At 36.4% G+C, this 12251-nt stretch carries 11 protein-coding genes; 1 reads left to right on the top strand and 10 read right to left on the bottom strand.

From position 1 onward, the window contains the following. Positions 1-11: 11 nt before the first annotated feature. The 9 genes from BCF58_RS02435 to BCF58_RS02395 all read right to left on the bottom strand — a co-directional run bounded on the left by BCF58_RS02435 (position 12) and on the right by BCF58_RS02395 (position 9780). Positions 12-398, bottom strand: a complete 387-nt coding sequence (locus BCF58_RS02435) for an START-like domain-containing protein (RefSeq protein WP_121460200.1) — start codon at positions 396-398, stop codon at positions 12-14. 188 nt (positions 399-586) lie between these two features. Next, complete coding sequence (locus tag BCF58_RS02430; RefSeq protein WP_394337656.1) at positions 587-1768, bottom strand: aspartate aminotransferase family protein; 1182 nt, start codon at positions 1766-1768, stop codon at positions 587-589. 153 nt (positions 1769-1921) lie between these two features. Next, positions 1922-3664: an OstA-like protein gene (locus BCF58_RS02425; protein ID WP_121460199.1), complete on the bottom strand. Its 1743-nt coding sequence runs from the start codon at positions 3662-3664 to the stop codon at positions 1922-1924. A 3-nt stretch (positions 3665-3667) separates the two neighbouring features. Continuing rightward, entirely contained in the window at positions 3668-4141 is a 474-nt protein-coding gene (locus BCF58_RS02420; protein WP_027374694.1) for a Fur family transcriptional regulator, read from the bottom strand. Positions 4142-4208: 67 nt separating this feature from the next. Beyond that, positions 4209-6200 carry a KUP/HAK/KT family potassium transporter gene (locus tag BCF58_RS02415; protein WP_121460198.1) on the bottom strand — a complete coding sequence of 664 codons (1992 nt, stop codon included), beginning with the start codon at positions 6198-6200 and terminating at the stop codon, positions 4209-4211. Between the two features lie 122 nt (positions 6201-6322). Continuing rightward, positions 6323-7303: a pyruvate dehydrogenase complex E1 component subunit beta gene (locus BCF58_RS02410; RefSeq protein WP_121460197.1), complete on the bottom strand. Its 981-nt coding sequence runs from the start codon at positions 7301-7303 to the stop codon at positions 6323-6325. A gap of 110 nt (positions 7304-7413) precedes the next feature. After that, complete coding sequence (locus BCF58_RS02405) at positions 7414-7833, bottom strand: DUF2147 domain-containing protein (RefSeq protein ID WP_121460196.1); 420 nt, start codon at positions 7831-7833, stop codon at positions 7414-7416. A 160-nt stretch (positions 7834-7993) separates the two neighbouring features. Further along, positions 7994-8845, bottom strand: coding sequence for a lysylphosphatidylglycerol synthase transmembrane domain-containing protein (locus BCF58_RS02400; protein WP_170148963.1), 852 nt, complete (start codon positions 8843-8845; stop codon positions 7994-7996). After that, positions 8842-9780 carry a glycosyltransferase family 2 protein gene (locus BCF58_RS02395; RefSeq protein WP_121460194.1) on the bottom strand — a complete coding sequence of 313 codons (939 nt, stop codon included), beginning with the start codon at positions 9778-9780 and terminating at the stop codon, positions 8842-8844. The genes BCF58_RS02400 and BCF58_RS02395 overlap by 4 nt, the downstream gene beginning before the upstream one ends. A gap of 89 nt (positions 9781-9869) precedes the next feature. On the opposite strand from BCF58_RS02395, the gene BCF58_RS02390 reads away from it, so the two are divergent. Further along, positions 9870-11480, top strand: a complete 1611-nt coding sequence (locus BCF58_RS02390; protein ID WP_147462010.1) for an ArnT family glycosyltransferase — start codon at positions 9870-9872, stop codon at positions 11478-11480. Positions 11481-11517: 37 nt separating this feature from the next. Here BCF58_RS02390 and BCF58_RS02385 read toward each other — a convergent pair whose 3' ends face one another. After that, positions 11518-12198: a hypothetical protein gene (locus tag BCF58_RS02385; RefSeq protein WP_147462009.1), complete on the bottom strand. Its 681-nt coding sequence runs from the start codon at positions 12196-12198 to the stop codon at positions 11518-11520. Positions 12199-12251 lie beyond the last annotated feature (53 nt).

The raw sequence follows: 12251 nt of genomic DNA, 5'->3' as shown, positions 1-12251 counted from the left end.
AACAGCCGTCTCTAAGCTGCGCCTAATTTTATTCTGAGGTTTTCGATAAGATTTTCCCAATACATTGCATTTTCCTCTTCATCGCCTTCATCACAGAAATCCGTAATGTTTAAAGATAAATCTTCGGTAATATCATCTATAACGATAGTCATTTCAAAGAAGTTTTTAGTTCCCTCATCTTCTTCCCATCTGAAACGTACAAAACCTTCGGGCTTATATCGGATTAAAGTGGCTTTCTCGGCAGGCCCGCCTCCCCAGCTAAAATAGAAATCATCACCTTTCTCTACAACCTCATCTGCAAACCATTCGGATAATCCTTCTGCAGTGGCCAGATATTCATATAAAATTTCTGAGAGACAGTGCATTGGAAACTCGTAATGGACTTTATGTTTCGCCATATAATCTTTGTTTTAATCGTCACGCAATATATAAATTAATTTTTTTATTACACAAAAATGTATTTACTTTTTTATACAATATGCATGATATTTATCAGAGATTTTCAAATAGATGTTAAGCCAATTTTAAGGATCAAAAATCTTGCTCACTTAACATAAAAATTCCCTTCAAAAGAAGGGAATTTTCATTAGTTTTCATTCAATACTTCCAGGATAATTTGGCAGCCTTTCCTTATTTCATCCGGAGAAATCGTTAATGGTGGGGAAATTCTCAAATACTCATTTCTGTATAGCTGCCAGAAAACGATCAGCCCTTTTTCCATACACCTTTTAGCTACTTCCAGAGTGTATTCCGGGATTCCCAGGTTTACCGCTAACATCAAGCCTTTTCCGTTAATATTTTTAATTTTGGGATGTATCAGGAGTTCCCTGAAAAGCTTTTCTTTTTCTTCAACCGTATCCATCAATCCGCTCTCCAGCACTTCTTTTAAAGTAGCATAGCTGGAAGCCGCAATCAAAGGATTTCCGCCAAAAGTAGTAATATGTCCTAGCTTAGGAGAATGAGCCAGGGATTCCATAATTTTTGAAGAGCTCATGAAGGCTCCCACAGGAACACCGCCCCCCATTCCTTTTCCCATCACGAGAATATCCGGAACAATGCCGAAGTGTTCAAAAGAAAACAGCTTCCCTGTTCTCCCGAATCCCGGCTGAATTTCATCAAGGATTAAAAGAGCTCCTACTTCTTCACATCTGTTTTTTAATTTTTTTAAATAATCCGGGGCAGGAACAAGAAATCCTGCTGCTCCCTGAATGGTTTCCAGAATTACACATGCCGTTTTTTCAGTAATCTTATCGAAGTCTGCTTCGTTGTTGAATTCAATAAAGTTTACAAGGGGTAATAAAGGGCGGAATTCTCTTTTATGGGCTTCATTTCCGGATACACTTAAGGCTCCGTGGGTATTTCCGTGATAAGAATTTTTAAATGAAACGATTTCTTCTCTTCCGGTATATCTTTTCGCTAATTTCAAGCTTCCATCAATAGCTTCAGCACCACTGTTCACGAGGTAAGTAATTTCCAGGGGATCGGGCGTTGCCTCAGCCAGTAATTTACATAATGCCACAGGTTTTTCTTGGGCATATTCTCCGTATACCATAACATGGAGATATTTTTCTGCCTGTTCTTTTATAGCATTCACTACCTTAGGGTGAGAATGCCCCAATGTATTTGCAGATACTCCTGCCACAAAATCCAGGTACTGCTTACCATCCGTCCCGAAAATATAGCTTCCTTCCGCTTTTTCAACTTCAAAACCCGCAGCAAACTTCGTTGTTTGTGCCTGATATGTAAAAAAATCTTTTTGCAATTCCATGGAGTAAAAAATTTCAGCAAAGCTAAAAAACATTCATCAAATCCCGAAATTATCACGATAGATTATAAAACCGCCTTTGAAAAGTTCAAACTTAGAATAAGCCTGTAATTAATAAAAACAGGTGAATTATTCAGCTTACTCATTACTGTTTTATTATTTCCTTATTCTTTTAGGCTTTTTTGCTTCTTCTTTAGCTTTTTCTTTTTCTACGGCTTCCTGAGCTTTATCATACAGTGAATTATCAGCTTCATACTGTACTTCAGGGTAATTCGGCGTATCTACAAGAATATCCTGCCATTTTCTTATTCTGTCTTTGGTATTCCAGTTGAAGTCAGGAAATTTCCTTTTTGAAGGCTCTAACATACTCATCGGATAAGTGTCTGAAGTAGCACCGATACTGCACGATACAATTTGTAACGCTTTTTCTTCAAATAATGCACCGATAATACCGCAGGAAGATAAGGTGATCCCTATTCTTTCTTTTTGCTTTGTCTGCTGGTTTTCATCATCCACATAAACGATCGACTGGGCATTTCCAATTACTTTCGCTTCTTTTATGTTATTATCCTGATAGTAAACCGTCATTAATTTCCCTTTCACCTGATTGAATTCATCTTTACGGGTTAGGGAATCCACTTTGCTTATGGCGAAAGCATTTCCGAGTACTTTTAAAGAATCTATATTTTCTGTTTCCGTATTGAAATAAGCTTCAATTTTGTCTCCGGTCACTTGTTTTTCTCCACTCCACAGAATGGGTTCTGTATACATGTGTAAAATACCGTCTGTTTCATTGAAAGCAATTGAATCTGCCCTTCCCTGAGCATTGGATTTATAAAACCTTCCTTTTCTGAATGCCCTGAGGAAGCTCTTCTTTTTAGTAGCATCTAAGGAATCCGGTTTTTGATAAGAAATGATCTTTTCCGAAGCAAAATAGATAGAGTCCTTCTCCAGAATTTTAACGGCATAAGGGCTTTTAGTCATCATGGCAGAATCTTTCTTTTCATAGATCTCTCCATATCCCCCTTTTATGTATCGCCTTTCCAGCGGATCATCAAGTGTCACGTTTCCTGTTGCTTTCCCAAAACCGCTGAGCTGGTTATAATACATATCATCGCCCGTAAGAATCTTATCATTGTAAAAAATCTTGGAATTCTTGTTAAGATAAGCCTCCTTAGTATTCATTTTATAAGTGCCTCTTTCCGTATACACCCTGTTTTTAGGATTGGCACGATTGGTAATGGTGGTCGGGCCAAAGAACTCAGCAACTTTTGTATTTTGATTCTGCTTGATATTGACTCCTTCAACGATATAATCAGGGCTGTCTATTTTCACATTCCCAACGAAATCAATCATTTTTGTATCCAGGAAATAGGTAGCAGTCTTGGTGTACATTACATTCTGGCCGTCTGAAATGGTGCCCCCTGTATTAAAATAGGCCTGGTTAGAAACCCTGTCGTAATACATAATATCGGTTTTGATCGTCTGTTTTGGATCGGTAAGGATAACATTTTTCCTGGCAACCCCTTTCTGGGTATTTCCGTCATACTCCATTTCCCCTGCCGTAATTACCGAACCGTCTGTATTTTGAAGCCTGGTATTTCCTATAGCTTTTACAAAGTTTTCTTCTTTGTAAATAATCACTTCATCGGCGGTAAGAATAGAACCCTGGTGTTCTACCTGAACATTTCCCGTAAGAAATTGGTTGCCGTCATATTTCAGGGGATCTTTCTTAATTTCATCCGCATGAATTATTTTCACCATGTTTCCAGGACTTAGCTGCTGTGGCTGATTTTTTACAGGATTTTGTAAATACGGGTCTCTTTGCACCGGCTTGGGTTTATCCTGTGCAAATGCTATTGTGGAAATAAAAATTAACAGAAAAAAAATTAGCCTCATTGATTAATCATTCTTAGTGCCATAAAAATATAGCGAATGAGAATCAATTTTTACGCCAAATGCTTCTTCAATTGCTTCTTTAATTCCTTGAATTCTTGGATCACAAAACTCGATAATTTCTTCAATTTCTTTATCGGAATCTTTTTTGTAAATCACCAGATGGTCATGTTGCTTATCGAAATAAGACTTTTCATAGGATGAAGAAGTAAGTGTTTTTTCGCCAAACTGATGCTTACGGATAAGACCGGCATCAAGGAAAATTTCAATCGTGTTATAAATGGTTGCTTTAGAGACATGATATTTTTTCTGCATCATTAGAAGATAAAGATCATCCACATTGAAGTGGTGATCCATATTGTAAATCTCCTCTAATATGGTATATCGTTCAGGCGTGTTTCTGAAACCCTTTTCCAGAAGGTAGTTTCGTAAAACATCCTTGATTAAAGCAATATTTTTTTCTTTTTGTACAGTATCCATCAAAAAAATTATCTACAAATTTATCGATTTTTATTTAAATAGATGCTATGCTTTATGCCAATGGATTTTAAGAATTATGGCGTATAAATCCAACCTGCTGTATACTGTTGTCGTAAACCGTTAACTCTGTAATCGGTGCTGATTCCACTTCTACATTATGTGAACTCACTCCCCAAGCCTTGAAATCGTCACTTCCGATATACTTCACAAAGTTGTAAATATTAAGAGTAATTTTCTCTTTAACAGTCAATAAGATATCATTGATATAGGTATTATCAATAATCACATATTTAAGATCCGGCGGAATATTATGAGCTCTTAGCGATGGATGACTGCTTCTTGAAGGAATCGTTTCATCTGCCATAAGGTCTTTTAGAACCATGTTGAAATAGTCATTAATCCTGCGGTCTACCTTAAATCCTAATAAGAAATTGATTTTATAGATTGTTCCGGGTAATATTTCGTCCACGGTATATTTGAATGTATATGGATCTTCCTGGTTGACAATACTCAAAATAAAATAATGGTCTGCTCTTTTAGGCTGTTTTTTGATGATGGAATAAATAATTTTAGATTCCACCTCATCATTTCTTTTGGCCCTGCTCAAATATGCAAGGTTGGTAGCATACTTAGGTATGGTTTCATCCAATTTCATGTCTTTAATAATAGAAACATATTTTTCTATTTTAACAAACTGTATAAAGTGGGCTTTAATTAATCTTCCGTTATACCACGCATACATACAAATTGCAATAAATCCTCCAAGAACCATGGTCAGCCAACCTCCATCAATAAATTTGATGACGTTAGCATAAAAGAATCCTGATTCCAAGAAAAGGTATACTAATCCAAAGCCTATTATAAAGAATTTGCTCACCCTTGTTCTGCTTAACCAGAATAGTAATAAAATGGTGGTCATCAACATGGTTATGGTAATTGTAAGACCATAGGCCGCTTCCATTTTTTCTGATTTCTGGAAGAAAATTACAACTACAAAACAGAATGCCATCAATCCCCAGTTGATTCTAGGAATATACATCTGTCCCTTGATCCCTGAAGGGTACTCAATATGCTGATTGGGCCAGAATGAAATGGACATTGCTTCCGAGAACATGGTGAATGATCCTGTAATCACCGCCTGACTCGCAATAATAGCAGCGGCCGTAGCCAGAATTACTCCGGGTAAAACTGCCCATTGAGGCATGATTCCAAAGAACGGGTTTACCCCGTTGAAAACCTGCTGATAATTATCCAATAACCAGGCACCTTGCCCAAGATAATTGAGAATAAGCATTACCTTAACAAAAACCCAGCTTATTCTGATATTTTTTGCACCACAGTGCCCTAAGTCGGAATATAACGCTTCAGCTCCCGTCGTACATAAGAAAACGGCTCCCATTATAACAATCGCACTGGATGAATGGGTGATAAGGTTATAGGCATAAATAGGGTTGAATGCTTTTAAGATTTCGATATGATCAACAATATGGATGGAACCGAAAACCCCCAAAACAAGGAACCAGGTTACCATAATAGGTCCAAAGAATTTACCAATGGATGCCGTACCGAATTGCTGAACTACAAAGATTACAAATAAGATAACAAGAGTAATTGCTACTACTGGTGTCTCGGGATTGTAGATCTTAAGCCCTTCAATAGCCGACATTACGGTTAGAGAAGGCGTAATAACACTATCCGCCACCAATGTTGACGCCCCTATAATGGCGACTACGTACAGCCATTTTTTCTTGAGCTTTTTCACTAAGGAATAAAGGGCTAAAATTCCACCTTCTCCTTTGTTATCTGCTCTTAGGGCAATAATAACATATTTAATGGTGGTTTGTAGTGTAAGTGTCCAGATAATACAAGAAAGAGCACCTTCAATGTATTCATCGAACGGCATAGTAGCACCATCTTTTCGAGCATTAACAATCGCCTTCATTACATAAAGCGGTGAGGTACCGATATCACCGAATACAATTCCTAATGATACGATAACTCCTACAAATGAAAGTTTCTTAAGATCAAAGTGGTGACCACCTTCTGTAACTTCTGCCATATCAGCAATTTTAATTTTTAAAAGCGCAAATTTAAATTAAATTTACATCCCTCAGCATTTTTCTTCATGAATATAATAAATGGAAAAACTTCCTTTCGGAAGTTTTTCTCTATAATCTATAATTATTTAACGTACATTGCTTTTTTGATTTCCTCTTTTACTTTTTCAAGTTTAGGGAACCATTCTGCAAATAATGCCGCAGAATAAGGTGCAGGTGCATCCGGAGTTGTAATTCTCTTGATAGGAGCATCTAAATAATCAAATGCTTTTTGCTGAACCATATACGTAATTTCAGAAGAGATGGAAGCAAATGGCCATGCTTCTTCTAAAATTACCAATCTGTTTGTTTTCTTAACAGAAGTAAGGATTGTATCAAAATCTAATGGACGAACCGTTCTTAAATCGATAACTTCCACTGAAATTCCTTCTTTTGCCAGGTCTTCAGCAGCCTGGATCGCCAATTTCATGATTTTCCCGAAAGAAACCAATGTTACATCTTTTCCTTCTTTCTTGATATCTGCTTTACCGATTGGCAAATAGTATTCTTCTTCAGGGATTTCCATTTTGTCGCCATACATCTGTTCAGATTCCATGAAGATTACCGGATCGTTATCCTGAATAGCAGTTTTTAATAATCCTTTTGCATCATAAGGGTTGGAAGGAACCACTACTTTTAATCCCGGACAGTTCGCATACCAGCTTTCAAAAGCCTGGGAGTGGGTAGCTCCCAATTGTCCTGCAGAAGCAGTAGGACCACGGAATACAATCGGGCAGTTCCATTGTCCGCCACTCATCTGACGGATCTTTGCCGCGTTATTGATAATCTGATCAATCCCTACCAAAGAAAAATTGAAGGTCATAAATTCAACGATTGGCCTGTTACCATTCATTGCAGCTCCTACGGAAATCCCCGCAAAACCGAGCTCAGCTATTGGTGTATCGATTACTCTTTTAGGACCAAATTCATCCAGCATTCCTTTTGAAGCCTTGTATGCACCATTGTATTCTGCAACTTCTTCCCCCATCAGATAGATGGATTCGTCTTTACGCATTTCCTCGCTCATTGCCTGTGCAATTACTTCACGAAAAGTATATTCTGCCATATTTTTTTGAAAAATTAGAGTACAAAAATAGTATTTTTTTATTATTCACATAGCAAAAACGACATCTCATTTGTATGAAATGCCGTTTTATTAATTTTATTTAACCGTAATTAATTTACTTTAGTCCAGGTTTGTGTTCTACCGATTAAAGATAGCCCGATATAGCCTCTTACATTTAACTGATCTCCACTTCTTTTAATGGTACATTTATAAGTCTTTCCAGTTTTAGGATCTGTAATAGTACCCCCTGTAAACTCATCCCCGTCTTTTTTCAATCCTCTGATGATCTCCATTCCTAAAATAGGCTTGTTTTTTCTGTCATCTTTACAATCCACACAATTAGGATTAGCCGGCTTTATTAGAAGCTGGGACACTTTCCCATAGTATTTCCCGTCAGACTTTTTATAAATCTCCACAATAGATTTGGCCTGTTTTGTTTCATCATCTACTGTTTTCCATTTTCCTTCAATCTGAGCAAAAGACATTACTCCAAATAATGAAAGCACGAATGTTAATAATAATTTTTTCATATTTCTTATCTATTTAATTTCAATAAAATATTTTTGTTGTCTATCTATTGCTAAAAGTATAAATTAATTTCAAACAAACAAAAACTTTTATTATCCTAGGCATATATAACAATACACATACCAAATTTTAAAATTAAACAGGTTTTAAACAAAGGAGATATTACTGAAGGCGAATGGTCATTTTTTTAAACTGAAAGCTGATCCCGACCAATGCTACAATTGCCGTGATAAATGAAAACAGCATTGCCGTGGAAACAGATACATCCGCATTAAAGGTAAAATACTGAGCCGCTTTCATGAACAGCCATTCCCTGACTCCGATTCCTGAAAAGGAAATCACACTTAAAACAGCACTGACCAGGAAAACAATAAAATAAATCCAGATATCCTCAACCTGGGTAAAAGATTGGAGAATAAAATAAATGGAAAGCATCTGACATAGCTGAACGCCCAAAGAATAAAGCAATGTTTTATAAAAAATCCTTTTAAATTCCGGGAAAAATCTCATGAAAAATATTCTTGCTATTGCTATTGTAACTGCTACGGCAGGAATAATTAAAAGTTTATAGTATCCCGGAAGCAAAGGGAATGCTAAGGCTTCTATCAAAATCATGATAGCGAGTAAACCGGAAAGCCTGTCAGAGAAGACGGATTTCGTTAATTTTTTCGCACTCCAGCCGAATTGTTTATTCAGAATATATACCTTATAGGCATCACCTCCTATTCCACCGGGAATAAAGAAATTATAAAACATGCCTATCAGATAAAGCTTCAGGTTATCGATCTTATGAATAAGAAACTGGTTCGCATGGAAATAAGAAAGTAGTCTTTGTGAAGAAATAACCTGGGAAACAACAAATGCAATTAAAGCTATAATTAAAAAATAAAGTTTACTTGTTTTAACAAGCTCCCAGACATCTGAAAAAGGTACTTTTCTGAAAACGAAATACAGCAACAGCAGGCTAATGCCAATTTTCAAGGATGTAACCGCTATTTTCTTGAATTTTTTCAAAAAGTGGAAATTTTTCGGATATTGAACGGACGTTTCTTCTGAGATTCATAATAGGTTTTCATTAACAGGTCTATGATAATGCCTGTAGTAAAAAGCTGAATACCCACAAAAACAAGCAAAATACCTAAAATAAGCAAAGGTCTTCCACCAATGGAATGTCCTAAAATTTTAACGATAAGCAAATATGTATTGATCAACATTCCTAAAGCAAAGGCGACAATTCCTATATTTCCGAACAGATAAATCGGTTTTTGAAGATATTTCTGATTAAAAAGTAAAAGAATCAGATCATTGATCACTTTTGTAGTTCTTCCGATTCCATATTTAGACACTCCGAACTGTCTTGCATGATGTTTTACCGGAACTTCTGAAATTCTTGCTCCGTTGATATGAGCATGAAGGGTGATAAATCTGTGGGATTCACCATATAGATCAAGATTTTTAGCGGTCTCGTTTGTAAAAACTTTCAAAGCGCAACCATGATCTTTTACATTTAACTTGGTCGTTCTTCTGATAATGAAATTCGCTACTTTGGAAGGGAAAGTCCTTAGAAGGTTATCCTGTCTTTTCTGGCGTTTTCCAATGACAAGATCGGCACCGTCTTCATCCATTTTTGCCACCATCATCGGAATATCGGTAGGATCATTCTGCATATCTCCATCCATGGTAATGATATAATCTCCGGTTGCATAATCAATTCCGGCCATTAATGCAGAACTTTGTCCGTAGTTTTTCTTCAGCTCTATCAGAACCACATTCGGAGCAGCTATATCTTTAATCACTTTTACTGTTTTATCCGTTGAAAAATCATCAACCAGGATCAGTTCATAACGATAGTTTTTCAGTACACTTTCAATGGCTGAAATAAGCAAAGGCGCATTTTCTTCTTCATTATAAAGCGGTACTACAACCGAATAAAACTTGTCTGCATTCATAGATGTAAAATATTTGCAAAGATAATCGAAATTTCAGATTGCATAAAGATATTGAAGCTTTTAAATATCTTTGCAGAAATTATCCAGTTATGAAAATTCAGCAGCGGTCTCTGTATTACTTGCTCCTGGCTGTAAGCGCTATCTTACTTTTTGCTCATTTAGGAAAATTATATGTGGATATTATGGAAGCCAGAAACTTTGTTTCGGCAAGAGAAATGGCCAACGACGGACATTGGATTTTCACAACAATGAATAATCTTCCGCGATATGAAAAACCCCCTTTACCTACATGGCTGAGTGCATGGATGGGAGAAATTTTCAGTTTCCGGGATATTGGTGCATTGAGATTTCCTGCCGCCTTATCCTGCTTTTTACTGGTCATTTATTTTTATAAGATTGTTCATTTTCTGAGCAACAATTCACGTCTTGCTTTTATTTCTTCTATGGTACTGGTTACTAATTTCCTGGTTGTATATGTAGGAAGAAGGGCCAACTGGGATATTTACAGTTATAGTTTTATGGTAATCGGAATGTATTATTTCATCCTGGCCTTAAAAGATATCAAGACCATTCCCAATTACCTGGTCGCAGGAGTACTGTTTGGTTTTTCCGTATTAAGCAAAGGACCTACAGGGCCTTACGTTCTGCTTGTTCCTTTTTATCTCGGATATATTATCCTGTTCGGATGGCCGAGGTGGAAAGAAATCCGCGGGATCATCCTGTGTGCAATTGTTACTCTACTTATCGGGTTTTCCTGGTATATCTATATTTACCTTGCAGACTCCGAAACCTTCTTAGCTATTATGGAAAAAGAAGCGACAGCAAGGGGAAACAGGGATGTCAAGCCTTTCACCAGATATTTAAGCTTTCCGGTACAAACAGGAGTATGGATTCTATATAGTGTGATCGGACTGATTTTTCCAATGATCAAAAAAAGAACGGAACAACCGAAAATCTATATGCTTTTCTTTTACTGGACCTTATTTTCTTTGATTTTCCTGTCTTTGATCCCTTCTAAAAAGGAACGTTACCTTTTCCCGATGATGGTTCCTTTAGCGGCAACCACCGGGTATTATTTATATTACCTGTTTCTGAACTTCAATTTGAAAAAATGGGAGCTTACTCTTAATAAAACCATCTTCACAATTTTAGGAGTGGTTGCGCTGGCAATTGCTGTGGGAGTATATTTTTTACCCTTGCAAATTGATATTTACACTGTTCTTTTCTCTGTTTGTGCTTTCATTGCTGCTATTGGACTCCTCTATTTTATTTATAAGCAGAATCACTTTGAAAAGGCATTTTACTCCGTGGTTTTTCTAATGGTCAGTACCGGCATATTTGGGATTCCGGTTTTGGACACTATGCTCAACAGCAATAAAAATTTCAAAAGCCTGTCAACCTTTAGAAGTCAGGTTCAGAAAGAGAACACCAGGATGTACAGTTATGCTGAATATTCTCCTGAAGTGTGGTTCCGCTACCAGGAAGCTATTCCCGAAATCAAATTTGAAGATCCTAAAACCTTTCCAAAAGAAAAGGTATTTTATGTAGCCATGAACTCCAACAGCAATGAATTTGTAAAAACCCTGGAAAGTTTAGGAAAAGTAACCTACATAGGCACCTTTGATGATAATGAAGAAGGCTCTCATTCAAAAAATTATTCGGAGAGAAAAATACACTACGTTTATAAAGTTGTAAAATAATTGAAACAAAAAAGCGCTGATTCCATCAGCGCTTTTTTTATGAATGATTTTCTTTAGAAAAAATTTCTTTGATATTGAGTGGATTATAAACAATCAGGAACATGATTAAAGCAAATGCATATTCCCAAATCTCCCATTTTCTTGCATGATTGATCGGTACCAATATTAAAACCGTAATAATCACAAAAATGTAAAGATGAATCGGTCTTGCCACAGAAATTCCAAATGTATCGATCAGGTTCTTCATTTTTGCGGATTTATTCCATAAAAGCGGCAATACCAGAAAGTAAATCCCGAAACAAATAGACATCAGATTGGAGAAAATCAGCTTATTCAACTTTACATCCCCTACAACCATATTGTGAAGATTGGTTTCCTGCTGAGCATTATTTTCTTTAAAAAATTCTGACGATTGCACATTGAATATTCGCTGTCCCCAAGAAATTTCTTCTCCGCCACCAAAGAACATTCCTAAGGCCATTAGCAATACTCCAATTTTCCATAGCATTCCATAATATTTCTGATACTTGAAAAATTTGAAGAACAGGGTAAAACTTGTGAAAAACAAAAATATGGATGTCAGATTTTCATAAAATCCGTCTTCCTCTACCAGCCTGTCGAAAAATGAACTATCCGTAAAGAACACATAAATGGCATATATGACTGTCAGTAAGAGAATAATAGCAATTATTTTCTCTAATACGCTTAAATTTTTCATAAATGCAAATATAAGTAATCCTGAAATGTAAATTCTATTCTTTACTTTTGTTG

The organism is Chryseobacterium defluvii (assembly GCF_003634775.1).
GTDB classification, from domain to species: Bacteria; Bacteroidota; Bacteroidia; order Flavobacteriales; family Weeksellaceae; genus Chryseobacterium; species Chryseobacterium defluvii.
This window is presented reverse-complemented; position numbering and strand designations above follow the sequence as displayed.